The sequence below is a fragment of the Paraburkholderia sp. BCC1884 genome, from assembly GCF_900996225.1.
Classification (GTDB): Bacteria; Pseudomonadota; Gammaproteobacteria; order Burkholderiales; family Burkholderiaceae; genus Paraburkholderia.
This window is the reverse complement of the sequence record NZ_CAAJGL010000156.1, coordinates 262,003-286,423: the sequence shown is the minus strand read 5'-3', so window position 1 is coordinate 286,423 and position 24,421 is coordinate 262,003. Positions and strand designations below refer to the sequence as shown.

The 24,421-nt window shown below is 59.7% G+C and carries 29 protein-coding genes and 1 tRNA gene; 19 read left to right on the top strand and 11 right to left on the bottom strand.

The features are described from left to right. Nucleotides 1-58: 58 nt before the first annotated feature. On the bottom strand, nucleotides 59-454 hold the full coding sequence (locus FQ705_RS33860) for a beta-xylosidase (protein WP_260854715.1): 396 nt from the start codon (nucleotides 452-454) through the stop codon (nucleotides 59-61). Between the two features lie 201 nt (nucleotides 455-655). Between FQ705_RS33860 and fdnG the strand changes: the two genes are divergently transcribed. From fdnG to FQ705_RS34310, 7 genes are all read left to right on the top strand, one after another. Beyond that, on the top strand, nucleotides 656-3,724 hold the full coding sequence (fdnG, locus tag FQ705_RS33855; RefSeq protein ID WP_144149421.1) for a formate dehydrogenase-N subunit alpha: 3,069 nt from the start codon (nucleotides 656-658) through the stop codon (nucleotides 3,722-3,724). Nucleotides 3,725-3,733: 9 nt separating this feature from the next. After that, complete coding sequence (gene fdxH, locus FQ705_RS33850) at nucleotides 3,734-4,666, top strand: formate dehydrogenase subunit beta (RefSeq protein WP_144149419.1); 933 nt, start codon at nucleotides 3,734-3,736, stop codon at nucleotides 4,664-4,666. Then, nucleotides 4,653-5,309, top strand: a complete 657-nt coding sequence (locus FQ705_RS33845) for a formate dehydrogenase subunit gamma (protein ID WP_144149417.1) — start codon at nucleotides 4,653-4,655, stop codon at nucleotides 5,307-5,309. The genes fdxH and FQ705_RS33845 overlap by 14 nt, the downstream gene beginning before the upstream one ends. 87 nt (nucleotides 5,310-5,396) lie before the next feature. Further along, nucleotides 5,397-6,392, top strand: coding sequence for a formate dehydrogenase accessory protein FdhE (gene fdhE, locus FQ705_RS33840; protein WP_144149415.1), 996 nt, complete (start codon nucleotides 5,397-5,399; stop codon nucleotides 6,390-6,392). A 25-nt stretch (nucleotides 6,393-6,417) separates the two neighbouring features. Further along, nucleotides 6,418-7,848 (top strand): L-seryl-tRNA(Sec) selenium transferase, encoded by a 1,431-nt coding sequence (selA, locus tag FQ705_RS33835; RefSeq protein WP_186308127.1) that lies wholly within the window; start codon nucleotides 6,418-6,420, stop codon nucleotides 7,846-7,848. Beyond that, nucleotides 7,845-9,758 (top strand): selenocysteine-specific translation elongation factor, encoded by a 1,914-nt coding sequence (selB, locus tag FQ705_RS33830; protein ID WP_144149412.1) that lies wholly within the window; start codon nucleotides 7,845-7,847, stop codon nucleotides 9,756-9,758. Before selA ends, selB begins: the two co-directional genes overlap by 4 nt. 34 nt (nucleotides 9,759-9,792) lie before the next feature. Next, nucleotides 9,793-9,888: transfer RNA gene (locus tag FQ705_RS34310), tRNA-Sec, on the top strand. A gap of 88 nt (nucleotides 9,889-9,976) precedes the next feature. Here the strand turns inward: FQ705_RS34310 and FQ705_RS33825 are convergent. Beyond that, nucleotides 9,977-10,969: a tyrosine-type recombinase/integrase gene (locus FQ705_RS33825; RefSeq protein WP_144149410.1), complete on the bottom strand. Its 993-nt coding sequence runs from the start codon at nucleotides 10,967-10,969 to the stop codon at nucleotides 9,977-9,979. A gap of 260 nt (nucleotides 10,970-11,229) precedes the next feature. Between FQ705_RS33825 and FQ705_RS33820 the strand changes: the two genes are divergently transcribed. Further along, nucleotides 11,230-11,796 (top strand): DUF6680 family protein, encoded by a 567-nt coding sequence (locus tag FQ705_RS33820; RefSeq protein WP_144149408.1) that lies wholly within the window; start codon nucleotides 11,230-11,232, stop codon nucleotides 11,794-11,796. A gap of 68 nt (nucleotides 11,797-11,864) precedes the next feature. Then, the gene (locus tag FQ705_RS33815) at nucleotides 11,865-12,104 is read left to right on the top strand and encodes a hypothetical protein (RefSeq protein WP_144149406.1); all 240 of its coding nucleotides are present in this window, start codon (nucleotides 11,865-11,867) and stop codon (nucleotides 12,102-12,104) included. A gap of 2 nt (nucleotides 12,105-12,106) precedes the next feature. Here the strand turns inward: FQ705_RS33815 and FQ705_RS34305 are convergent, their stop codons facing one another. Beyond that, a complete protein-coding gene (locus FQ705_RS34305) occupies nucleotides 12,107-12,994 on the bottom strand; it encodes a hypothetical protein (RefSeq protein WP_186308125.1) in 888 nt (295 codons plus the stop codon). 10 nt (nucleotides 12,995-13,004) lie between these two features. Further along, entirely contained in the window at nucleotides 13,005-14,129 is a 1,125-nt protein-coding gene (locus FQ705_RS33805; protein WP_144149404.1) for a DNA cytosine methyltransferase, read from the bottom strand. 35 nt (nucleotides 14,130-14,164) lie between these two features. Here FQ705_RS33805 and FQ705_RS33800 point away from each other — a divergent pair, with 35 nt between their 5' ends. Further along, nucleotides 14,165-14,443: a DUF1488 family protein gene (locus FQ705_RS33800; protein WP_144149402.1), complete on the top strand. Its 279-nt coding sequence runs from the start codon at nucleotides 14,165-14,167 to the stop codon at nucleotides 14,441-14,443. 5 nt (nucleotides 14,444-14,448) lie between these two features. Here the strand turns inward: FQ705_RS33800 and FQ705_RS33795 are convergent, their stop codons facing one another. Further along, nucleotides 14,449-15,396 carry a hypothetical protein gene (locus tag FQ705_RS33795; RefSeq protein WP_260854714.1) on the bottom strand — a complete coding sequence of 316 codons (948 nt, stop codon included), beginning with the start codon at nucleotides 15,394-15,396 and terminating at the stop codon, nucleotides 14,449-14,451. 59 nt (nucleotides 15,397-15,455) lie between these two features. On the opposite strand from FQ705_RS33795, the gene FQ705_RS33790 reads away from it, so the two are divergent. Then, entirely contained in the window at nucleotides 15,456-16,034 is a 579-nt protein-coding gene (locus tag FQ705_RS33790; protein WP_144149400.1) for a hypothetical protein, read from the top strand. A gap of 64 nt (nucleotides 16,035-16,098) precedes the next feature. On the opposite strand, the gene FQ705_RS34300 is transcribed toward FQ705_RS33790, so the two are convergent. The 6 genes from FQ705_RS34300 to FQ705_RS34365 form a co-directional block, all read right to left on the bottom strand. After that, nucleotides 16,099-16,236, bottom strand: a complete 138-nt coding sequence (locus FQ705_RS34300; RefSeq protein WP_186308123.1) for a hypothetical protein — start codon at nucleotides 16,234-16,236, stop codon at nucleotides 16,099-16,101. Between the two features lie 361 nt (nucleotides 16,237-16,597). Further along, entirely contained in the window at nucleotides 16,598-16,807 is a 210-nt protein-coding gene (locus tag FQ705_RS33785) for a hypothetical protein (protein WP_144149398.1), read from the bottom strand. Between the two features lie 268 nt (nucleotides 16,808-17,075). After that, nucleotides 17,076-17,912, bottom strand: a complete 837-nt coding sequence (locus tag FQ705_RS33780) for a DUF3037 domain-containing protein (RefSeq protein ID WP_144149397.1) — start codon at nucleotides 17,910-17,912, stop codon at nucleotides 17,076-17,078. Further along, complete coding sequence (locus FQ705_RS33775; RefSeq protein WP_144149395.1) at nucleotides 17,909-18,646, bottom strand: HipA family kinase; 738 nt, start codon at nucleotides 18,644-18,646, stop codon at nucleotides 17,909-17,911. The genes FQ705_RS33780 and FQ705_RS33775 overlap by 4 nt, the downstream gene beginning before the upstream one ends. An 82-nt stretch (nucleotides 18,647-18,728) precedes the next feature. Continuing rightward, nucleotides 18,729-19,184 (bottom strand): zinc ribbon domain-containing protein, encoded by a 456-nt coding sequence (locus FQ705_RS33770; RefSeq protein ID WP_144149393.1) that lies wholly within the window; start codon nucleotides 19,182-19,184, stop codon nucleotides 18,729-18,731. 41 nt (nucleotides 19,185-19,225) lie between these two features. Next, complete coding sequence (locus FQ705_RS34365) at nucleotides 19,226-20,527, bottom strand: helix-turn-helix transcriptional regulator (RefSeq protein WP_222105691.1); 1,302 nt, start codon at nucleotides 20,525-20,527, stop codon at nucleotides 19,226-19,228. On the opposite strand from FQ705_RS34365, the gene FQ705_RS34295 reads away from it, so the two are divergent. From FQ705_RS34295 to FQ705_RS33725, 8 genes are all read left to right on the top strand, one after another. Continuing rightward, complete coding sequence (locus FQ705_RS34295; protein ID WP_186308121.1) at nucleotides 20,526-20,693, top strand: hypothetical protein; 168 nt, start codon at nucleotides 20,526-20,528, stop codon at nucleotides 20,691-20,693. The two genes, FQ705_RS34365 and FQ705_RS34295, sit on opposite strands and share 2 nt — an antisense overlap. A 136-nt stretch (nucleotides 20,694-20,829) precedes the next feature. Beyond that, nucleotides 20,830-21,429, top strand: coding sequence for a toxin YdaT family protein (locus FQ705_RS33755; RefSeq protein ID WP_144149389.1), 600 nt, complete (start codon nucleotides 20,830-20,832; stop codon nucleotides 21,427-21,429). Then, entirely contained in the window at nucleotides 21,429-21,707 is a 279-nt protein-coding gene (locus FQ705_RS33750; RefSeq protein ID WP_144149387.1) for a hypothetical protein, read from the top strand. The genes FQ705_RS33755 and FQ705_RS33750 overlap by 1 nt, the downstream gene beginning before the upstream one ends. Nucleotides 21,708-21,712: 5 nt before the next feature. Further along, nucleotides 21,713-22,660, top strand: coding sequence for a helix-turn-helix domain-containing protein (locus FQ705_RS33745; RefSeq protein ID WP_222105693.1), 948 nt, complete (start codon nucleotides 21,713-21,715; stop codon nucleotides 22,658-22,660). Further along, complete coding sequence (locus FQ705_RS33740; RefSeq protein WP_186308119.1) at nucleotides 22,657-23,217, top strand: DUF1064 domain-containing protein; 561 nt, start codon at nucleotides 22,657-22,659, stop codon at nucleotides 23,215-23,217. The genes FQ705_RS33745 and FQ705_RS33740 overlap by 4 nt, the downstream gene beginning before the upstream one ends. Next, nucleotides 23,217-23,687 (top strand): hypothetical protein, encoded by a 471-nt coding sequence (locus FQ705_RS33735; RefSeq protein ID WP_144149382.1) that lies wholly within the window; start codon nucleotides 23,217-23,219, stop codon nucleotides 23,685-23,687. The genes FQ705_RS33740 and FQ705_RS33735 overlap by 1 nt, the downstream gene beginning before the upstream one ends. Then, complete coding sequence (locus tag FQ705_RS33730) at nucleotides 23,687-24,049, top strand: hypothetical protein (protein ID WP_144149380.1); 363 nt, start codon at nucleotides 23,687-23,689, stop codon at nucleotides 24,047-24,049. The genes FQ705_RS33735 and FQ705_RS33730 overlap by 1 nt, the downstream gene beginning before the upstream one ends. Beyond that, nucleotides 24,046-24,414, top strand: a complete 369-nt coding sequence (locus FQ705_RS33725) for a DUF4406 domain-containing protein (RefSeq protein WP_144149378.1) — start codon at nucleotides 24,046-24,048, stop codon at nucleotides 24,412-24,414. The genes FQ705_RS33730 and FQ705_RS33725 overlap by 4 nt, the downstream gene beginning before the upstream one ends. The last annotated feature ends 7 nt before the right edge of the window (nucleotides 24,415-24,421 follow it).

The window sequence follows — 24,421 nt, the reverse complement described above, 5'->3', positions numbered from 1 at the left end:
CACGTTCATTTATGCAACGTAAGTTAGGCCGGCGGGTGCTCGATGTGCAACGTCGAGGTCACTTGTTACTGCCAGCTCCCGTGCCGTAGAGCCCATTCTCGAAACCGCCGGCGCCTTGGGTCTGGTGACCTGGCTGCGCCGTTTTTCCGCGCGCGCCCGTCGAACTTCCATCTTTCGTTTGCGGCTTGTTCGATTCATGCACCATCGACGCGGACGGATCGGGCGTCGAACCCATTGCCGAACTACGGTTGTCCTGCTGTGAGGAGCCGTTGCCCTGCGTGATCTGCGCGACGCTGAATGAACTGGCAATGAGAAGTGCTATACCCAGCGCGATTAAAACGACGAATGAAACGATACGTAATGACCTGTTTGATTTCCGCGCGCAGTAAGAATTGCGGATAGCAGACGGGCAATTGGCAGAAGAAAAGGCAGGGAAGTCGTATTGGGAAGTCATGGTGTGCAATTGATCCAGGGTCGGCACTGACTCATGTCACATCAGTACGTTAGAAGCAGCAGAAAGAATGCCTACACCCCAATACCGGCTGCAGTGTTTCATATTTGTCTTTTCTCCAGATGGTGTTCTTTATGAATGCGCGACTCTATTGCGGCCTCTATAATCATTATCAGTATCCCCAAAAAGAGCCGAGGCCATTACATGACCCACATGTCCCGGCGACAATTTCTGAAGGTTTCTGCCACCACGCTAGCTGGATCGAGTCTCGCCCTCATGGGCTTCTCGCCGGCACCCGCGTTAGCGGAAGTCCGTCAGTACAAGTTGTCGCGTACGACCGAAACCCGCAACACCTGTCCGTACTGCTCGGTAGGCTGCGGCATCCTGATGTATGGACTCGGCGACAACGCCAAGAACGCCAAGGCCAGCATCATCCACATCGAGGGCGATCCCGATCATCCCGTCAATCGCGGCACGTTGTGCCCGAAGGGCGCGAGCCTGATCGACTTCATTCATAGCCCGAGTCGTCTGAAGTATCCGGAGTATCGCGCGGCCGGCTCGAATGAATGGAAGCGCATTGCATGGGATGACGCGTTGGACCGCATTGCGAAATTGATGAAGGAAGATCGCGATGCCAACTTCATCGAAACGACGGAAGACGGCAAGAAGGTCAACCGGTGGCTGACTACCGGCATGCTTGCAGCATCGGCCGGTAGCAATGAAGTGGGTTATTTGACACACAAGACTGCGCGCAGTCTTGGCATGCTCGCATTCGACAATCAAGCACGTGTTTGACACGGCCCGACGGTGGCAGGTCTTGCCCCGACGTTTGGCCGTGGAGCGATGACGAACCATTGGGTCGACATCAAGAACGCGGACGTGATTCTGGTGATGGGCGGCAATGCAGCCGAGGCGCACCCGTGCGGCTTCAAGTGGGTCACGGAGGCGAAGGCGCATCGCAAGGCAAGGTTGATCGTGGTCGATCCGCGCTTCACGCGCACGGCCTCGGTGGCGGACTATTATGCGCAGATTCGGACCGGCTCGGACATCGTGTTCCTGGGCGGGGTGATCAACTATCTGCTCACCAACGACAAGATCCAGCACGAGTATGTGAAGAACTACACGGACATGCCGTTCATCGTCCGTGAGGATTTCTCGTTTACAGACGGTCTCTATTCCGGCTACGACGCCGACAAGCGAAGCTACGACAAGACAACCTGGGACTACGAGCGCGGCGACGACGGCTTCGCCAAGGTCGACCCGACGCTGCAACATCCGCGCTGCGTTTATCAGTTGATGAAGCAGCACTACTCGCGCTACACGCCCGAGCAGGTCGAACGAAGCTGCGGCACGCCTAAAGAGAAGTTCCTCAAGGTCTGCGAGATGCTGGCATCGACGGCCGTCCCAGGGCGTGCCGGTACGGTCCTCTACGCACTCGGCTGGACCCATCATTCGATCGGCGCGCAGATCATCCGCACCGGCGCGATGGTGCAATTGCTGTTGGGCAATATCGGCATCGCGGGCGGCGGCATGAATGCGCTGCGTGGTCACTCGAATATCCAGGGTTTGACCGATCTCGGCCTGATGTCGAACCTGCTGCCGGGCTACATGACCTTGCCGATGGACGCCGAGCAGGACTTCGACGAGTACATCGCGAAGCGCGCCACTCAGCCGCTGCGGCCGAATCAGCTGAGCTACTGGCGTAACTATCGCGCGTTTCACGTCAGCTTCATGAAATCGTGGTGGGGCGATAACGCGACGGCCGAGAACAATTTCGGTTTCGACTATCTGCCCAAGCTCGATAAGTCATACGACATGCTGCAGGTCTTCGAGCTGATGAATCAAGGCAAGATGAACGGCTACATCGCGCAGGGCTTCAACCCGCTTGCCGCGGCGCCGAACAAGGCGAAGATCGGCGCGGGTCTGGCCAAGCTGAAGTGGCTCGTCGTCATGGATCCGCTCGCTACGGAAACGTCGGAGTTCTGGAAGAATTTCGGCGAGTTCAACGACGTCGATCCGGCGTCGATTCAAACCGAAGTGTTCCGTCTGCCGACCACCTGTTTCGCGGAAGAGCGCGGCTCGCTGGTCAGCTCCAGCCGCGTGCTGCAGTGGCACTGGCAAGGCGCGGACGGCCCAGGCGAATCGCGGAGCGATCTCGAGATCATGTCGGGGCTGTGGCTGCGGATTCGCGAGGCTTATAGAAAGGACGGCGGCAAGTATCCCGATCCGATTCTGAAAATGAGCTGGCCGTACGCCGATCCGGCAAGCCCGACACCCGACGAACTCGCCATGGAGTTCAACGGCAAGGCGCTCGCCGACGTCACCGATCCAACCGACAAAACCAAGGTGCTCGCCAAAAAGGGCGAGCAGCTGGCGAGCTTCGCGCAGCTGCGCGACGACGGCAGCACGGCGAGCGGATGCTGGATTTTCTGCGGCGCGTGGACGCAGGCCGGCAATCAGATGGGCCGCCGCGACAACTCCGATCCGACCGGCATCGGCAACACGCTGAACTGGGCGTGGGCGTGGCCGGCGAACCGGCGGATTCTGTACAACCGCGCTTCCTGCGACGTCAGCGGCAAGCCGTTCGATCCCACGCGCAAGCTGATCGCGTGGAACGGCAAGACGTGGTCGGGACCGGACGTTCCCGATTTCAAGTTGGACGAGCCGCCGGAAAACGGCATGAACCCGTTCATCATGAATCCGGAGGGCGTCGCGCGTTTCTTCTCGCGTGACGGTCTGGTCGAAGGGCCGTTCCCCGAGCACTACGAGCCGTTCGAAACGCCGCTTGGCTACAACCCGCTGCACCCGGATAACAAGGCGGTCGTCAGCAGTCCGGCGGCACGCGTGTTCCCGGACGATCGGGCCGCGTTCGGCACGCACGAGAATTTCCCGCATACGGCCACTACCTATCGTCTGACCGAACATTTCCACTACTGGACCAAGCACGCGCGTTTGAATGCGATCGTGCAGCCGCAGCAGTTCGTGGAGATCGGCGAGGACCTCGCGAAGGAAGTGGGCGTGGTGGCGGGCGACCGCATCAAGGTGTCGTCCAATCGCGGCCACATCATCGCGGTTGCGCTGGTCACCAAGCGCATCAAACCGCTGATGATCGAAGGCAAGAAAGTTCAGACCGTCGGCTTGCCCTTGCATTGGGGCTTCAAGGGGCTCGCTAAGCCGGGCTATCTCGTCAATACGCTGACGCCTTCCGTGGGCGACGGGAATTCGCAGACACCGGAATTCAAGTCGTTCCTCGTCAAGGTCGAAAAGGCATAAGGGAAAGAGATGGCACTGCAATCACTGGATATAAAACGCCTCTCGGCCACGACCTTGCCCGAACCGCAAGTGCGTGTGCCGGTAACGGGCACCGTCGCCAAGCTCATCGACGTGTCGAAGTGCATTGGCTGCAAGGCATGTCAGACCGCCTGCATGGAATGGAACGATCTGCGCGACGAGATCGGCACGACCACCGGCATTTACGACAACCCGCGCGATCTCAGCGAGCATTCGTGGACCGTCATGCGGTTCTCCGAATACGAGAACCCCGAAGGCGATCTCGAGTGGCTGATCCGCAAGGACGGCTGCATGCATTGCGAGGACCCTGGCTGTCTGAAGGCGTGTCCGTCGCCGGGTGCGATCGTGCAATACACGAATGGCATCGTGGATTTCCACGAGGAAAACTGCATCGGTTGCGGCTATTGCGTGACCGGCTGCCCGTTCAACGTGCCGCGCATTTCGAAGCAGGACAACCGCGCGTACAAGTGCACACTGTGTTCGGACCGCGTGGCCGTCGGCCAGGAACCGGCGTGCGTGAAGACCTGCCCGACTGGCGCGATCATGTTCGGCACGAAAGAGGACATGAAGCAGCAGGCCTCGGACCGCATCGAAGATCTGAAGGAACGCGGTTTTCAGAACGCCGGGTTGTACGATCCTGCGGGTGTGGGCGGCACGCACGTCATGTACGTGCTGCACCATGCGGACAAGCCGACGCTCTATCACGGCTTGCCGCTGAATCCGAAGATCAGTGTGATGGTGCAGATATGGAAGGGTTTGGCGAAGCCGCTGGCGCTCGCGGGTATCGCGTTCGCGGCGCTGGCCGGGTTCTTCCACTACACGCGGATCGGCCCGAACGAAGTGTCGGAAGCGGACGAGCTGGAAGCCGAGCATGAAGCTGATGATGTAGAGCGTTCCCGGGAGGCAAGCCATGAAGCACCCTGAACACGATGACCTGAGAGACGTGAAGGGCCATCGGCTGATCGAGCGCTATACGCCGAATGAGCGGACCAATCACTGGATCACCGCGATCACGTTTGTCTTGCTGGCGTTGTCGGGCCTCGCCATGTTTCATCCGGCGATGTCCTGGCTCTACGCGATCTTCGGCGGCGGCCAATGGACGCGGATTCTGCATCCTTTTGTCGGCTGCGTGATGTTCCTGTCGTTCCTGATTCTTGCGTTGCGCTTCTGGCATCACAACTATCTGGACCGCGCGGACATTCAGTGGATGAAGCAGATCGGCGACGTGCTCAACAACCGCGAAGACCGGCTCCCAGCGATCGGTAAATACAACGCGGGCCAAAAGCTGTTATTTTTCACGATGGTGATGTGCCTGCTCGCGCTGCTGGCGAGCGGCATCGTGATCTGGCGGCGCTACTTCTCGTTCTATTTCCCGATCGAGGTGATCCGTTTGGCGGCATTGGTGCATGCTGCTGCGGCGTTCGTACTGATCGTGGGCATCGTCGTGCATATTTATGCGGCGCTATGGATCAAAGGCTCGATTGGCGCGATGACGCGCGGCACGGTGACTTACGGTTGGGCCAGAAAGCATCATCCGAACTGGTTCAAGGAAATCATCGGCAAGTAAGCCGGTAAAAAGAAGCGCACTGCGCTCCGAGCCGCCGCCCGTGTTCGATGACCGGCGGCGGCTCTTTAGTTTCTGGAGGTCGATACTGTGGTTCAACGCATTCTTGAAGCCGGCGACATCGAGTCGCTCGATCACACGGCTATTCCCCGCATTCGTACGCCGGAACGGCTGGCCGTGTTCGCGCCGCGCGCCGCGCGTCTGCGGCAATTGGCGGCGCTGAACAATCCGATTGCCGGTTACCTGCGCCTGATGGCCGTGGTGGCGGACGCGCAGCAAGCCGTCATGGCGGGATTCAAGGCCCAGCCGCCCAGCCCCGAGTTGATCGCGAGCGCGCAACAACATTCCATGCCGCTGATACCGGCGCTATCGGGCGTGCGCGACCCCGCCTGGCACGATGTGCTGCGTCAGTTGCTCGACAAGGTGGAAGCCGCCGGCCCGCTCACGCCGCCGCTCGCCGCGCTGCTCGACAAGTTGCGAACCCTTGACCGGGCAACGCTCGACGTCCAGGCCGACGCGATCTTTGCGCAGCGTTTCGACGAAGTCGATCCCGCCAGCGCGCCGTTCATCGCGGCCGCGCTGCAAGTCGTCTGGACCGACCTCGCCGCCGATATCGACAAACGCGCAGTGCCTTACATCGAGACCCTCGGCCTGTGTCCGGTGTGCGGTTCGCATCCGGTCGCGAGCATCGTGCGCGTGGGCGGTTCATATGACAATTACCGCTATCTGCAATGCGGCCTGTGTTCGACCGAATGGCACATGGTCCGCTCGAAATGCTCGAACTGCGATTCCACCAAAGGGATCGCGTATCACACTGTCGGCTCGCCGGAGGCCGACGAGGCCACGCGCGAGGCTGAATCGAAAAACGCCATGCTGAAGGCGGAATCGTGCGACGAATGCCATACTTACCGGAAGATCGGCATCCAGTCGAAGGGCTACGATTTCGAGCCGTTCGCGGACGATCTCGCCAGTCTGACGTTGGACCTGCTGATGGGCGCGGAAGGCTACCGGCGCGCGTCGCCGCATCCATGGCTATGGCCGGAGCGGGCCGACGATGCGCCCGAACCGTCCGGCGAAACGGACTAACCCAGTCGACGGAAAGGATGGTTTCGTGAGTGATGTGAGCGGCTCGGAATTGCGTGCGCTGATGGCGCGCGTGCCGTCGGTGGAGAAAGTCATGGCGTCGGCCGAATTCGCGCCGCTGCTGGGCGAATTCGGCCGCACGCAGGTGCTGGCGGCCGTGCGCGAGGCGCTCGACAACTGGCGTTCCAGCGCACAGTCGGGCGACGCGAGCGTGAGCGCACTCGACGTCGCGCGGCTTCAAAGCGCAGTCGAAGCCGTGCTGCGCCGCCGCAACCAGTCGCGCTTGCGTAGCGTGTTCAATCTGACGGGCACGGTGCTGCACACGAACCTGGGCCGCGCCTTGCTGCCCGACGAAGCCGTGCAGGCAGTGATGAGGGCGCTCACCCAACCCGCCAACCTCGAGTTCGATCTGGCCACGGGCAAACGCGGCGATCGCGACGATCTGATCGACGAACTGATCTGCGAGTTGACCGGCGCCGAAGCGGCGACGGTGGTCAACAACAACGCGGCGGCCGTGTTGCTGACGCTGTCCGCGTTGGCGTCGAAGAAAGAAGTCATCGTGTCGCGCGGCGAGCTGGTGGAGATTGGCGGGGCCTTCCGGATTCCCGACATCATGAGCCGCGCGGGCGCGAAGCTGCGCGAGGTGGGCACCACCAACCGCACGCATCTGAAGGATTACGACGAAGCCATCAACCCGCAGACCGCGCTGCTCATGAAAGTGCACGCAAGCAACTACGCGATCAGCGGCTTCACCAAAGAGGTCAGTCTCACGGACATCGCGCCGCTTGCGCGGGCGCGCGGCCTGGCGGTGGCCGTCGACCTCGGCAGCGGCACGCTGGTCGATTTGAGCCAATGGGGCTTGCCGCGCGAGACCACGGTGCGCGAAACGGTCGAGGCCGGCGCCGATCTGGTCACCTTCAGCGGCGACAAGTTGCTGGGCGGACCCCAGGCCGGCCTGATCGTCGGCCGGCGCGATCTGATCGCGAAGATCAAGAAGCATCCGCTCAAGCGCGCGTTGCGTGTCGGCAAACTGACGCTGGCGGCTCTCGAGCCCGTGCTGCAGCTCTATCGTGCACCAGAGAGGCTGGTAGAGCGGCTCACCACGCTGCGCCTGCTGACCCGTCCCGCGGACGATATCCGGCTTGCCGCGGAACGTGTGCAGGCCGCCATGCAGCAGGCGGTGGGCGAGCGCTACGCAGTCGTCGTCGAGCCGATGTTCAGCCAGATCGGCAGCGGCGCACTACCGGTCGATCTGCTGCCGAGCTACGGCCTCGTCGTCAGGACGGCCGATGGCAAACGCGGTGGCCGGCAATTGCTCGCACTTGAAAAACTGCTGCGCGAGATGGCGCGGCCGGTGATCGGCCGGATCGCGGACGACGCTTTGCGTCTCGATCTGCGCTGTCTCGAAGCCGCCGACGAAGCGCAACTCATCGGGCAATTGAAAGGCGCGCGCGCATGATCGTCGGTACGGCTGGGCATATCGACCACGGCAAGACGAGTCTGGTGAAGGCGCTCTCGGGCGTCGACACGGATCGCCTCAAGGAAGAGAAGGCGCGTGGCATATCGATCGAACTCGGCTATGCATACGTGCCGCTCGACAACGGCGACGTGCTGGGTCTGATCGACGTGCCCGGCCACGAAAAGCTCGTGCATACGATGACCGCTGGCGCGAGCGGCATCGACTTCGCCCTGCTGGTGATTGCCGCCGACGATGGCGTGATGCCGCAAACCCGCGAACATCTTTCGATTGTCGAGTTGCTTGGCATTCAGCGCGGTGCAGTCGCGTTGACCAAAGTGGATCGGGTAGACGCGCAGCGTCTGCAGGAAGCGAAGGACGAGATCGCGGCATTGCTGAACGGCAGCGTCCTGCAGGATGTGCCGGTTTTCGACACCTGCGCGACACGCGACGGCGATCCGGGTGTGGCCGAATTGAAGGCGCATCTGCACGAGGTGGCCACGGCCTGGCGTAAGCGGCGCAGCGACGGGCTATTCAGATTGGCCGTGGATCGTGTCTTCACGCTGGCGGGGCAAGGCACGATCGTGACCGGCACCGTGGTGTCGGGCAGTGTGTCGGTTGGCGAGACGATGTTGCTGGCGCCGGAGAATCAGCCCGTGCGAGTGCGCAGCATTCATGCGCAAAATCGCCCGGCGCAAACCGGCAGGGCGGGCGAGCGCTGCGCACTGAATCTCGCGGGAATTGAAAAGAGCGCGATCGATCGCGGCGACTGGATCGTCGATCCGCGTTTATCGCAGGCGTCGGAACGTATCGACGTGATGCTCACGCTGCTCGCCGATTGTCCGCTCACGCTGGAACATTGGGCGCCGCTGCATGTGCATCTGGGCACCCAGCATCAGGTCGCACATGTTGCCTTGCTCGATGGCGAAACGCTTGCCGCCGGTCAGCGCGCTCGGGTTCAACTCGTGTTCGAGCGGCCCGTCTGCGCCGTTTCGGGCGATCGCCTGGTGGTGCGCAATGCACAGGCCGATCGCACGGTTGGCGGCGGCTACGTGCTCGATCCGTTCGGACCGTCGCGCAAGCGGCGTTCGCCCGAGCGGCTGGGCTGGCTCGAAGCGGTTCAGTCCATGCTCGATACGGGCACGCTGGATGCGCTCTTCGCCCGAGCGCCGCATGGCGTGCTGCGCTCGTCGCTGGAACAGTTGACGGGTAGACCGGCGGACGCCCTCGCGTTGCCCGCCGACACGCGCGTGGTCGCGCTTTCCGGCAACGACGCGTTATTGCTTGCCGATGCATCGTGGCAGACGCTTGCGAATCGACTGACGACAGCGCTTGCGCAGTATCACGAGCGCTCGCCCGACGAACTCGGTCCGGACACCTCGCGTTTGCGACGCATCGCTGCGCCGCTGGTGGACGATGCGTTGTGGCGCGCGTTAATCGACGATGCGGCCGCGCGCGGTGAGATCGTCAAACGCGGACCATGGCTGCATTTGCCGGGGCACGCCGTCACTCTCGACGACGCGGACCGCGCACTCGCTGCGTTGTTGCTGCCCGCAGTGAAAGCGGGGCGTTTCGATCCGCCGTGGGTGCGTGATCTGGCCACCGCGCATGCAGTGCCCGAAGAGCGCATGCGGCTACTGCTGCGCAAACTCGCGCGGCAAGGCGAGTTGTTCCAGGTCGTGCGAGATCTTTTTTATCACCAGGACGTGATTCGCGAACTGGCCGCAATTGCAGCCGCCGAAGCGCTCGAGCACGACGGCACGGTGGCCGCCGCACCGTTTCGCGATGCGACCGGTTTGGGGAGAAAGCGGGCGATTCAGCTTTTGGAGTTCTTCGACCGGGTTGGTTATACTCGTTTCCACCGTGGCCTGCATTTGATGCGCACGGATACGCGTTGGCTCGATCGGGTTTGATCCGATCGGCAACGCGTTTTTTTGAATCACCGTAGGAAGGCATTCGTATCCGGTGGTGCGGCTGGGCTTCAAACCCAGTTGAGGACGTCAGTCGTTCTCAGGTCGGTTCGACTCCGGCTGCCTTCCGCCATAAGGCTTTCAGGGATTTTTTGAATTCCGTTGAAAGTCTCGGTTTCCGGGTGGGGTGTGGGTTTTTCTGCCTTAAACGTGCACGGGCTCTATCGTCGGTTGCCAATTTTCGCTACGGCGTCAGCCAGACGTTCTGTTACCAGGTGCGCATAGCGCTTCGTCGACGTTGGCGTCTTGTGACCCAACACACCGCCGACGGTGTATAGGTCGATGCCTGCATTAATCATCTCCGATGCGGCGCTGTGGCGTAGGTCGTGGAATCGCAATTCAGGATACCCAGCTCGCGCGCGCGCCTTGTTCCATTCGTCCTTTAGCTTCTGCGCCTTGATGGTGAACTTCACGCGGCGCGCTATGACGGCAACCCTCGGATGGATCGGCACGATGCGCGGTCGGCCGTTCTTTGAGGTGCCCAGCGAGTAACCGTCTCGCGAAGGAACGGCTCTTAGAATCTCGCTGAGACGCATCCCTGAGTAAAAGGCTACCCGGATGGCCGCTCGCGTTTCGCGATTCGCGCAACCCTTCGCGACCTGTAGCATCTCCCGACGTCCTTTGTACACGTGGCGCTCGTCACTCGGTTTCGGGATCACCATTTTCGCTGTCTCGTCGTGCTCTATTTTCCCGATCTTGTGCGCGTATTTGATCGCGGCGCGAAGATACCCGAGTGTGTTGTGGATCGTCCCGCTCGACATGGGCTTTTTCGGAATGCCATGCCGATCGATGGCCGCTCGCATATAGCCTGCAAATTGCACGGACCATTCGTAAAGATCGAGCGCGTCCTGGTCCTCGTACTCCGGCGAGTATTTGTCCAGAACCTGGATGCGCGTCTTTCTATCCTTCCACCCATTGCTCTTGTCGTTCACGTGGATGCGAACGCACTCCCCGATCGTTACAACCGGCTTCTTAGCTCCGGTCGCAATCGCGTAGGTCTCAGCGTCCCACTTTCGGCCTAGCTCGTCAGCTTCCCGCGCAGAAACTCCCGCAGGGATGAGCTTGGTTTTGCGTACGCGTTCATCCTCGATGACGCGTTCGAACGTCCAGCGGAAGCGCCGACGACCGGCCTTTGTAATGGTTTCGATTGGCATGATGCGAGGAATTTATAAAGCGATTCGAGTTCGTAGACGTGCGTTTTATGACCGAGCTTATAACGCTGGATGATCTCGCCGGCTCGGTCGATCCGGCTGATCGCATATCGAGGAACCCCTAGAATCCGGGCGGCCTCGGTCGCGCTCACTCGCTTGCCTTTCGCGATGTCCATGTCACACCCCAGTGTTTGTGCGTGGTTTCAATCATTCGTGTGCTGCTTCGGTCATACTTACGACTCTAATATCGAGGGGCACCGATAATGACCACCGGGGAATGGGTAATAGCGTTTGCGACTTTCGCTGGGCCGATTTTCGCCGTCCAGGCGCAAAAATGGATTGAGCTCAGTAAGGACACGGAAAACCGGAAGCAAGGGCTTTTCCGTACGCTGATGGCCACTCGCGGCGCACGACTGTCGCGCGAACATGTTGGTGCTCTGAATATGATTGACCTTACCTACTACGGGCGGGTTGTGGTCGGGCGCTCGCTCCGCAATAAGGTGGAACAGGCCGTATTGGACGCGTGGAAAGAGTATCTCGATCATCTGTCGACGGAAGAGCCTAAGCAAGAGGCGTCGAAAGCAGCGTTCTATGGAAGCAGAGAAGAGCTTTTCATTAACCTGCTCGTTGCTTTGGCTAAGGAGCGGCGCTTTGCGTTCGACCGCGTCCAGCTCAAGAAAGGGGCATACGCTCCGATGGCGCACGGAATGATCGAAGAGAAGCAACTCGCTATGCTCGATGGTGCTGCGGAAGTATTCGGAGGACGGCGTCCAATAAAAATCGCGCCGGCGGATGCTCCGCCGCAGCCTGCGCCTGAAGCGCGCGTCTAGTGGCCTTGGGTGTTTGGTGTTGGTCATGCGAGCCTCAAGTTTTTTCGCTTCGCGCCGATACCGAAGGCATGAACAAATTTTTCAGCAAAGACCTCGCCGACCAAGTCGGTTATCTGGAGGCCGTCCAGGTCGCGGCTATCGCCACTGATCTTCAGAGCGCACTGCAACGATCGGCGGCCATTCGAAAGACGCGAGGCCTGCTGTCCTTTGAAGAGCAGGAAGCAGCCGACAAGGCTGAGTTTCTGCAAATGAGGGCCGAGGGTCACCGGTTCAATCCTGACCTCGAGGCATGGCTGAACGAGGACTGATTTCACGTCGCCTCTCCCGTCTTAACCACGCCGGTATCGGTGGCTGGAACAATCTCCCACTCGTGACCGTTCTCGGTGATGTTGAAGATCCGAACCGTCGCGGTCTGAATTCGCTTGGCCAACTGCAATTTCAATTCAAGTTCGTCGTTGGCAGGCGGCTCGACATCAACCGGCCACGCGCTATCGACCTCGCTTTCTACGGCATCGTCGATAGAATGGAAAAACTGCTCACCGTCGTCATCCGGCCAGACCATATAGGCATCGAGCGCAGTCAGCGTCGCCCCGGTATCGTCGGCGAATGGCTGGGCGGTGCTATAGCCGATAGAAGCGTATGCCTTCGCGATGACCTCGTGGGCTTTACCGCGCGCCTGTGAATCGGCCAACGTGGACGGCGTCTTGGTGAAGTGCTTCACCATCAGTTGCAGCGTTTCGAGCAATTCGCGCGTCAAGTCTTGCGCTGCATCGCTGGCGCGCGGAAAGGGAGCGGCGAGCAGACTTTCCAAGCCGCTGATAGCTTCGGTGCACTGGCCGACAAACGTACCGTCTCCCGCCTCGACCTGACGTAGCACCTGAATCGCGTACTCGATCTCGTCGCGCCGGTCGCTTGCCGCCTGGCTATCGTCGGCGGGGTATGCAGGCGCGGCGGCAAGCAAATTCCGCGCAAATCGGATCCGTGTTTCGCGTAACGTCGCTCCTCGCGAGTCGGTGTTCTCCCATACAGCATCGATCTGTTCATCTGTCAGCGCCACAGTCCCGGTTTCGCGGATGATTAGGTTAGTTATCGCACGCAGCAGCTCGTCGACGCCGGGGTATTCATCGAATCCAAGCAGGGCCGATACTGCGCCGATGTCTGCGCAAACAAGCCTGAATGCTTCTCGGGTATCGCTCATGTCGTCTCTCTCAGGATTGGGTTAGGGCTTCGTCGGCCGCGCGGATGAATTCCGCTGCCGCTTCTACGTTGATTGCGTTTCCATAACCTCGAAGGGTTCCAACTCGGTAGGCTTTGGCGCGCTTGAGGCTTGCAGAATCAAGCCCTGCCAGTTCTGCCAGTCGGCGCTGTTCGGTGCTGAGCTTGCCCATTCCTTTGGGTAGCCCATCAGCCAGCGGGAATGTTCCGGGCTCAACTGGCCGCCACTTCTCGTCCCGGCAGAAGAGCCAATCAGCATCTCGCCAGAAGCCGTTAGTCGGGCCGGCGAGTTCTTCACGTAGTCGATCTGATGCCCCAGTTGAGTCGCCCGATTGCCGATCCCCAATTTCACCTTTCGAGCAATCGCCGCCTCCGGATTCCCCTCGAAGGTTTTTGCTGTTGGAGTGCCCCAGCTCGCCAAGCAAGCCATTGCCGCCAAATCCGGGCCGTGCGATCGCATCGCCTCCCGAATACCGCCCTCCGTTGAGCGCACGCCCTTGTGGGCCAGAGCCGATGTGGGAGTCGGCCACGATGCCTGCCACGCCACGCGACCCAGTAGCGCATTCAATGGCACGTTCGCGCACTCGGCGCCGTCTTTGTGATCGCGAGTTGTTGGCGTGGGCCATCCAGTAGTTTCTGTCTCGGATGTGCGGCGCACCGACGCCCGAAGACGGAAACGGGACACTTCCGAAGGCGTAACCCAAGGCTTCCAAGTCAGATTGAACAAGGTCGATCCAGTCGTCGACATCCTTGCTCGCAACTTGCTCTCCAACAACCTCTGAAGGGCTGCACTGGGCGATGAGCCAATAGAATGCCGGCCATAGGTGCCGCTCGTCAGCAAACCCAAGTCCTTCGCCTGCCTGGGAGAAAGGTTGGCACGGTGCGGAACCAGACCAAACAGATCGATCATCGGGCCATCGAGCACGTCGAAGCGCGAGCGGCCATCCACCGATTCCGGCGAAGAAATGACACTGGGTGAATCCACGAAGGTCGTCTGGTCGAACATCCTCAATGCTCCTTTCGTCTACGACGCCGTCGGCAATGTGACCGGCGGCTATCAGGTTGCGCAGCCATTGCGCGCAGTACGGGTCGATCTCGTTGTAGTAGGCGGCGCTCATGCTAGGATTCCGTCGAAGCAAAACGGAGATAGGAAATGACCCACTTCCCCACGCCTGGAACTGAACCCCAAGCCGCAGACGACGGCGTTCGTTTTTCCCTGACGATCGACGACGTCGTTCAGAAATATTGCATTTCGCACGAGGCTCTCGAAGATCATTTTGGAGATGCGACCGGCCGTCTGAACGGCGGCACGCTTGCCACCTTCTACAGAAACCAAGACCAGATTTACGCGAAGGCTGTCGCCAAACTTGGTGCAGCAGTCGGGATCGGCAACGGTAGCCGCATTGGCTTGCTGAGCAACGATTTCAAATAGCCGATTCATAGCTGCTCCTTGGCTATGGCCAATTGCTTGCGCACTGACGCGGCGCGGGTCTGGGAGCAGCCGAGAAATTTCCGAATCTCGTTCACGGTCGGCCGCAGTACGTCGGCGGCGATCGCTGCCAGCACGCGGGTAACGTCGTCTTGTGACTCGGTATCGCCGTTCTCAGGCGCTGCGACTGCGTTACTCGCTTCCGTTACTGGCGTGACTGACTGCGCGTTACTGCCTTGCTGGACGGGCGTCGACGCGGTTTCAGTCACGACAGCGGGGCTCAGCGCCAGCAGCCAGGCGAAGCAGGCGACACCCTCAAGCACGGCGGCGAACGCGAGTCCCGCGGCCAGATCGGCATGCGCGGCCGGGAGACCGAACGCGGTCAGCGCACCCGTTACCGGGTCAGCCATCGCCGCGGCGCGCGCGGTCGCGGCTTGGTCTTGCGCGGCCTCTGCACGCTGCGCTTCCGCCGCTTCGACGCTCAATGCATCAAGGCGAGCAGTCAGCGACACGCGCTCAATCCGCACGGTTGCGCAGCGGTCACGACATTGCCGCTCGGTCACGCGGGCCAGTCGCGCCACGACACCGGCGCGGTCGTTGGCGATCTCAGCCAGATTCCGGCCGGTGGCCTCGACCACTGGCACGGCCGCAGCGCGGATCTCGCCCGCATGCTTTTGAGCCATGACGAAAAACACCGCGTGGCCGTAGCAGGTAGCCGCCATGCAACCGATCCAGAGCGCGACACCGAGAATCCGAAGACGCCAGCCATGCGAGCGGCACAGGGCAGGGAGCAGGTGAGCGGCAACCACCAGCACGACGCCGACGGCGATCCACAGCGCGCGCTCAGTTGCCCAGCCTCCGCGCTGCCAGCCTGCGACGATGGACAGGCACGCAGCAGTAACGGTCGCTGTGACTGCGAGTAATGCTGGTTCCGTATTGAGCGATAGATGTCGCATGCTAGGATCAAGAAAACGGGGTGAATATGCAAAAGTGGCTATGGAGTTACGCTGTCGCTATGCTGACGATTGGCGGCATCGTCGTCGTGCAAAACCTGTGGGATCTAACCAAATCCGATTGGGCGTCGTGGGCGCAGGCGATCGGGACCGTTGCTGCTGTAATCGGTGCGTTTTTGGTGGCTCGATACCAAATCGCTACCGGCAAACACGAGAACGCGGCCTTGGAGCAGATCTCTCATGGAAAAGATCTTTTGGCACTTCAACACCTGGCGGCTGAGCTCGCGCAAATGTGCGTTCTCGCAAACTTTGAGAAGTCCAACTATGTCGAGCAAACGATCTATCCCGATGCGGCGATGGAATTTCGCAACGTGGCAGATATGCTTTCGAAGTTTCCTGTCGTCACAGTAGTTGCGCTCGGCGAAATGGAGACTGTGCTTCATCTCCGACGTATTGCGATAAAAGCAGCGCTCATTTTCGAACGTGATCGCGACATTAAGGGTGATGCGTTTGTTCTGCGGCACCGAGCGGTCTTTGCCACGTACCGTACTGAATGTCAGCAAGTCTCGATCAGGCTCCAGACTTGCGTGAATGCCGTTGCCCCCGAGCAGTTCACAAACAAGCTTCGCACGCATCTTTAGTATTAGGATCTGCCTAGGGATGGCTTTGCAGCCAAAAGCATGAACGATGGGATCCGTTCGTCGCTTACCTACGCGATCCAAGCAAAATCTTCGTCGCCGTGTCGCGCGCCATCGCAGCGAGCGTGTCCAATTCATGTGTGACCACCTTGACGACAGTGCCGCCGCGCAGTCCCATTAAGGTTTGAGTGAAGACCTTCTTCATTTGTTGACTCCGTGCTGTGAAGAAACTGCGGGTTAGTCGCCAATGCGCGGAAAGCAGTGCGCATCGCATTCGTGTTCGAACTCGGTCGGCAGACGCGGCAAATATGGATCTGATGCATCTGCCCTTTTTGCCGCCTGCCCTGCTCGCCAGGCCACAATGGCAATACAGAACAAAAGGACTGCTAGACAGATTGCGATTTTTGATTCCATTGGTGAGTCTTTACGGGATCAGGAGCAGCGAACCACGCTGCAGCGTTCGATACGGGCCTCGCGGTCATCGATCGCCGTTGTGAGGGCGCAATAGACGGCGAGAACGAGAAGGGCGATTGCCCAAGCTTTCGCGTACTTAGCGAACACGCTCATTACCAGGCACCCAGCAGGCGGCAAATACCTTCAACGATGAATGGTACGGTCGCGAGGATCGCGAAGCAGAGCAGCGGACGCTTGGTGGTGCGGCGCGCATACTGTTCGAGTTCCGCGTCGGACATGCCACCGTTCGCGAAGTAGTCGATCTCGTTGGTCGTCCGCGTTGCTTCAGTGAGGCGCGGCGTCGGTGCGGGCAGTGTTCCCATTCAAGTTCTCCCGGCAGGGCGGTAAGTGCATGAACGAATTAAACACTATGTTTATAACCTAGTCAAACAAAATGTTTAGTTCTGCACTGGTGCTCGCGCCGAATCTTGGCAGATACGGTGGGCCGTCGGGGCGATCGAGGGGGCGAGCGGCTACCTTGGGGGGCAATGAACGAAGTTCGGGAGCCAATCCCCGTTTGAGCCGGCCGAGTGAGAGTTGCTTAGACGAAAAAAAAGCCCCGCAGAGGCGGGGCTTGCTGGTTATTGCTAATCAGCGCGTAGCAAAGTCAAGGATCTTGCTGTCTTCGATTTCCGGCACGACAACGATGTCCTCTTCCCGCAGTTGCTGAGTAACTTCTGAGAAAGCGGACGCACGAGGTCCGAAATTTTCATTCGGCGGCTGTACGGCAAACATCACATCCCCAACCAACGTCTTGTCGCGCCTCAATTTTTTGACCTTGCCAAGCCAATCCCAACCATGGTCATACAGACGGCTTGGATCATCGTGCCCTAAAAACAAAGGCTTTATGGCCCTAACCGCGCGACCGTTATGGTCTAGGCGAACGAAGGGCAGGCGCGCCTTGTACGCGTCCGAGCCTCCGAGGGTGTGCTCTTGGTATAGCCCGGTAAGATCTGCAGCGCGCAAGATCTTGTGCACCCGCTTTTCTACGCTCCGCTCTTGGTAAGCTTTAGTCGCAAATGCCCGACCCACATAGTGATCGAAGAGCTCGACAAGCTTTTCGCTCGGGTCATTGGCCATAACGACGCGATCCGTGTCAGCGTAAATGAGACCTTCGCGTGGCTTGACCAGCTCCCCAAATGCGAAATTTGCAAAGCTAAGCGTCGGACCATGAGACGACTCGGCAAACGCATGTTCGATCGACTGCCCGATGCGGAGCAGTTCGTCGGCGTACGTCTTCCGTGCCTTCCGAAATATGTTGGCGTCGAGTTCATCAAAAAACGCCGTTATTCGCGCAACGCGTTCCATCATGCGATAGCCGAAATACTTGGCGGTAGGGGACAAAACGACTATCCCAACGTTCGCGAACTCGCCCGTCTCAGGGTAAGGCATGAAGCGCACGATGGAATATCGGCAAGCATGTTTCATCGGCGTCTCCAAAAATGGGGAATGCTCTCAGCCAAGACCGATCGCGCGTCCTCAAAGGTAAACTTGAGAGGCAGATCGTCGGCCAGCCAGAGCCACGAGTCTGGCATTCTATCGCAGGCGTCCTCAAACTGCCCGAGGGCGCGCCGCATTCGGTCCTCGTAACGCTGCCTTTCGAACAAATCCTCGAACACAATATCCCACGCGTGAGAAAAAGCGTGACCTTCAAAAAAGATGTCGCAATCAAAATCTGGGTCGAACGCTTGGTTATGATCGATAACCAGTAGGTCTTTTGTGGCCGGATTCCACAGCAGGTTCGGGTTGCCGCCCATATCAGTCAGGATGCGGTCTTGATTGCGTACCCAATAGTCAAAAACAATAACGTCCGACTGGAGTTGCATCGGTATATCTTTTATGTTCGATCGCGCTAGCTCCATAACGTTCTCAATTCTTTGAGACGCAAAAACATAGCCGCTTCCTAGGTCGCGATAGTGCGGCGGCCCGTACTCAATGATCGCCGGATCCACTTCAGCGACGAAAAACGGCGCGATCGGGATCCCGAATGTTTGCGCCATGCAGCCGCTTATCCATTCCGCAACCAAACTTTTGCGCCCAGCACCGTGGCCCTTGACGTAATACAGCACGCCATTGGTGCCGCGACAGAGGAATGGTTCTGTAACGCCCTGTGTGGTGCGCTCCAGCACTTCCTCAATTTGGATCACCTGTCCATTGATCATATGGGGCTTGCAGGGACGATTCAAAGCCGCTGCGACAAATCAACGCCTTCGGAGACCGTCGATCGTCGCAAACTCGGTCATGCTAATTCTGCAGATATGCATCAATGGACGCTACTGCAACCTTCGGACTATCAAATGTACGGGTCTGCCACTTGACGCCTGACTTGTTATAGGCGAGCCGTTGGCCCTTATAGCCATAGATGCCAAACCCATCGCCCCAATCCTCTTGAAGGGTCCACGGGAGATTTGTCGCGGCCATCGCGGATGGGGCGGAGAATTCATGTTGGCAGAACCGGCAGACCTGAGCAGCCGCCTTCACCGTCTCGGCGCAACGCGGGCAGGTTTTAATCGAGTTCGCCGGGGTAGGCATGGTTGTTTGTTCGCCGGCGGGCAGCTTCGAACTGCAGGCGAGAACGACGGTCGCGATTAACCCCAAGGGGATCGCGAGCAATGCCCATGCGAGAGGGCTTCGGTTTTTAGAATTGGCTACCAAAGCCGTAATGAGCATGATGACGAGCCACCCCACAACAAAAAACATTGCTACCCCCGGATTTTATTTTTAAGCTGCAACCGTGTCGTTCAGCCCGGACGCCAGGCAGACGGCTTCGCGATCCATCCTACGTAATGCATCTTTTCGATATTGTCTTTGTCGATCGCAATAGGTGCATGCGATTCATTAACCGAGATCAGGTGGACGCGACCCGCGCGCTCGTACAGAAACTCCTTCACCATGACCCGGCCGTCTTTTGACTTGACCAATACCTCGTCGCCAGGCTCGATCACGTGGTTCGGCTCCACGACGACGAATTCTCTGTCCTTGATTCGGGGACGCATCGAGTCCCCGACGCAACGAAGTGCGTACGCATCTTTATCCTCGGTCGGCGAAGCCACAAATCCGTCTCCGTAGCCAACCGGGTATTCGATGTCGACAAAATGTCCGTTATCGCCCAACTGAGCAAACCCCACGACGGGCGCGCCGCGCCATTTAAGATCCGTGATCGGGTCGAACGCATCCGCGTATCGTACGGCCACGCCGGGCTCTCCCTTGCCCTTGAGCAACCAAACCGAGTTCACGCCATAGGTATTCTGTATCGCGACGGCTTGAACCATCGAAATATCGGGGCCAATTCCACCCAGCCAGTGCGCGGCTGTCTCGACGCCTACGGCTGCTACGGACGCCAACTCCGTCGGTGACACCTGCTTATCACTCAAGGCGCGGCGAAGCCGATGTACGGATGTTTCCCCGGCAGGCAGTGTATCGCGGTCCGTGTCGGATTGCGTTTTGATTACGCCTTTCTTTCGGTCGATCTTCAACGAATCAGCCGCTCCGGCGTCGTGTCTTGCGTGCGGTGAGCTGGCGGCCATCATTGGTGGAACGCCGGTCTCGAGCCAAGTGGCACTGCAACCGATTTTCTTTTGTGCGTCCAGCATTCCGCCTTTCGAGATGCCGCGGCGTTGCCAGTTATTAACCAATTGTTCAGAGATGTTCAAAAATTTGGCGAGTTGCGCCGGCCCCTCTATTTGATGAAGGAGGCGGGCGGCTTCGTACAACCGTTCCATTGTCGCGTGCATGCGCGCAATAGTCGCCGAAGTAAACGTTTTGTTGTTCAACGACGTGTTTAAACTGCTTGCGATAAAACTAAACATGGTGTTTAATGATGTCTCATGAACACCGCTACCTTCTCCCTCGATTCCGACCGGGCCCTGATTGAGCGCCTCGGCGGCCCAGCGCGCGTCGCGAAGCTCCTCGGTTTTCAGAGGGGTGGTACCCAGCGCGTCCACAACTGGAAAGTTCGCGGCATCCCCGCAAGCATCCGACTGCGACGGCCTGACGTCTTCGCTGTCAGCGCCAGTAACGGTTTTTCCAAGGCCGCATGACATGGCGCTTACCGCAACTGAACAGAAACAGATTCGCGAGGCACTTTGCGCGATCGCCGTGCGCGACGCGCGCTACCCCGAAGAGTACGAGAAGGCGCGGGCGGAACTGGTAAAGCAGTTTGAGGCGCTGAAAGTGGTTGCAGCGCAACCAACAGAAGCAAGGAAGTAACTGCCGCATGTCCATCGGGTGCGGCGCCAGTGAAAGATTCCCGTAGCGTTTTCATTTTTTTCTCCCTGTGTCACGTGCGTAGCTTTAGTAGTCCTTATCGCACATTGGCACTTTAGCCACTAACGAGTGACAGATCATGCGAGACAGTTCGCACAAGTCCCGAATCCACATCATCCGCGACCACGTCGCAGCATGGCGCAAGTCGCAAGCTTGGAGCCGCGAGACGGCTGCTGCGGAAATCGTCGCGGCGCATGAGCGTATCGGCGGCCACCTGTCGGGCGTGATCGTGTTTGACAAGGGCGCGGACATCTACACGACGCAGAAGAACCACGCTGATCGCATCTGGCGTTGGCTCGACGACGAGTCGAAAGACAATAACCTGATGCCGGCAAATTTCGAAAACTCGATTCTTGCCGCGTTGCCGCTCGAGCGCCGGGTCGATCTGCTCAACGAGGTGTTGGCGCAGATCGATTGCGCGGCCCGCGCGCGCCACCACGACGCCGACGCTGAGATCAATGCACACGAGCTCGTGCAAACGATCATGCGCGCCAACCACCGCACCGAGTCAGATGCCGCTGACCTACTGGATGGAGTCGATCCGGGTGAGCTTCCGCGCCTGCGCAGTAGCCTGGTCGAGGACATTCGAGTAAAGCAGCGCTCGCTGCGCGTCGTTGAGTCTGCGCTCACGGCAACCGGGGAAGCCGTTCAATACGACCAACTGCGGAAGGTGTCCTAATGCGTTCCAAGCTCTCTCAATTGGCTGCTCACGACGCGCTCGACGAAGACACCAAGCGCACCCAGAAGCAAGTCATCATGGACCTGTTCGCGCTGCCGGAAACGGCGTTGACGCGGCAGGACATTGCAGACCGCACGAACATGCGTCTCGGCAGCGTCTGCGGCCGTGTGAATTCGCTTCTGAAGGCGGAGCGTCTTATCGTGCGCGGCTCTCGCAAGTGCGTTGCGACAGGCCAGAGCAACGACATAGTTGGCTTGCCGGTTGAGGTGGCCGCGTGAGCACGATGATCATGTCGGCGTGCTGGCCGCTTCAAGGTATGTCGCTGGCGCAAAAGGCTGTGTTGATTTCGCTCGCCGACAATGCAAACGACCAGGGCGTTTGCTGGCCGTCCATCGCAACGATCGGGAAGCGTATCTGCGCATCTGAACGCGCGGTCCAGAACGCAATCAAGTGGCTCGAATCGGCGAAGATCGTCACTGCGAACCGGACGAACGGTCGCCACACCAGCTATCTGTTGACCCCCGCAGCATATTCACCCCCGCAGGAAATGCACCCCCGCACCGAATGCACCGGCGCAGGAGATGCACCCACCCCCGCAGCAGATGCGTCTGACCTCCGCAGCAAATGCGGCACACCCCCGCACCAGGTGCCGCCTAACCGTAAAGAACCATCAAAGGAACCGTCATTGAACCGTCAACCTGCGCGGCGTGCGCCGCGAGTTGCGTTGCATGCCGAACTTCTGAACATCGAACTGCCTGCGGCCATCCCGTTCGCCGTCTGGGATGCATGGTGCGAACACCGCGAGGCAAAAAGCAAAGACGCGCCTTGGACGCGACCGGCGGCACGCGTGTCGATCAAGAAGCTTGAATTGCTCGCTGCCGCTGGCCAAAGCCCCGAAGTCACCGTTGATGAAGCCGTGCTGCGCGGGTGGACGGGGCTGTTCCCTGTGAAGGCGGCAACGCAATCGGCTGGTGGGCAGGCTGGTGCTCCGGCCGACTGGTGGAAGACGGAGAGCGGCTATGTGGCTCGCGGCGCGCGACTCGGTATCGACCGTGCGAAGTTCCAATTCTTCGAGCAGTTCAAGGCAAAGGTCTGCCGCGCAGCAGGCCCAGGCGAATGGATGGAAGACCTGTTGCGCACGGTCGGCCGCGAGAGCGAAGAGCGCTACGAGGCTCTGTACGCCTACTTCAACGATATTCCGCGCGAGAAGGCGCAAGCGGAGGCAGCGTGACCAAGCGTGCACCCTGGCCGATGGTAGTCCGAACAGGTGCGACGATCGTCGGCACTGCTCGCATCCGCGAAGACATCAGCGTCGGTCGCGACTCGAATCATCGCGCGTTGGTTCGCAAATTCGGCGCGCAGCCAAACAGCGAGTTTGACGAGATCGCTGACGGCTACGACCCGTTTGCTATCGAGCCGCATGCGGCGACGGCCACCGCGAAGAAACCAGCGAAATACCGGAACACGAAGTGCGAGCACAACGGCATCAAGTTTGACAGCCAGAAAGAGCGCTCGCGCTGGTTTCACCTGATCCAGTTGCAGGCGGCCGGCGAAATCCGTGACCTTCGATTGCAAGTTTCGTTCGTGCTGACCGAGCGCCGCCAGCGCGACGACGGCACATGGGAGCGCGCGTCGAAGTATGTCGCCGACTTCGTTTACGAGGTCGCGGCAACCGGCAAACCGGTGGTCGAGGACGTCAAGTCGATCGCCACGCGTAAAAACCGGACGTACATCCAGAAGCGTAAGCAGATGCTGGAAAAGTACGACATCACCGTCAAGGAAATCTGATGAGCCGCAGCCAGAAACCCCGCAAAGCGTACCGACCACGTGTCGTCAGCCGAACTGCTGGTCTCGACGTGATCGAGCGCCGAACGCCGATGGACATCAACCAGACAACCGACCTGGGCATTGCATACCACGTTGCGCTCGACGAGATGATTCGCGGACGCGGCACGGAAGAGCATTGGTCGACTGTCGTCTGTGCGTTGAACATCGCACTTGTTCTCGCCGAGATGGGCTTCGCGGCTCTGGAAATCATGATCATCAAGGATGCACTCGACGGAGCCGTGCGCACGCGTGACCGCGCTCGACAGATTGGGCGCTGGGGTTTCGATGGTGATGCGCTGCTCGACGTAAAGATGGCACTCGAGACGCATGACTCGCAAATGGCGATCGTCCCTAAGTCCACGATCATCGCCGCGCTCGCCGAAGTGCATCGCCGGATTGACTCCGGCCACGCATTCAGGGAGGCCGCGTGATGCATGCGACGAAGATCCGAATTTGCAAATTGGTCGAGCAGTGCGGCGTGCTCGACCACTCGCAGATCGCCGAAGGGCTGGGCTTCACCTACAAAAACGCCTTGGTGGCGGTCAATGCGTTGGTGAATGGAGGGTGGCTCATCGCACGCTATGAACCGAGTCGCGCCGGCGGCTCGAATGTAAAGCGTGTCGTCTCCCGGTCAAGCCTGGGCGTAAATGATCGGCCTTTGGCTGTACCTCCGTTGCCACCACCGTTGCCGAACTTCGTTCCGCCAGTGTGGGATGACTGGTGGCCGCGTGCCGATGCATTGGTAGTGCGCTCTTTCAATGCAATGGTCAACGCCGGGAGGGCGACCGCATGAAGCTTTACATCGCTGGTCCGATGACGGGCTATCCGGAACTAAATTTTCCGCTGTTCCATGCCGAGACCGCGCGGCTGCGCGCGCTGGGGTTCGAGATTGTGAATCCAGCGGAGATCAACGCTGATACGAATGCCGAGTGGCTCGACTGCATGCGCGCTGACATCAAGCAGTTGGTCGATTGCGACGGTGTAGCGGTGCTCCCAGGCTGGGCGCAGTCGCCCGGTGCAGCGATCGAGCACAACCTTGCCCGCGATCTGGGTCTGCGTGTCTACGACGCCGCCCATTTGGTCGGTCTGACTGGTGACTTTCCGGTGCTCTCGCGCGCGGCAGTCGCTTGCGTCGGTATCGATTGGGCTTCGGCGTGAAGCGTTC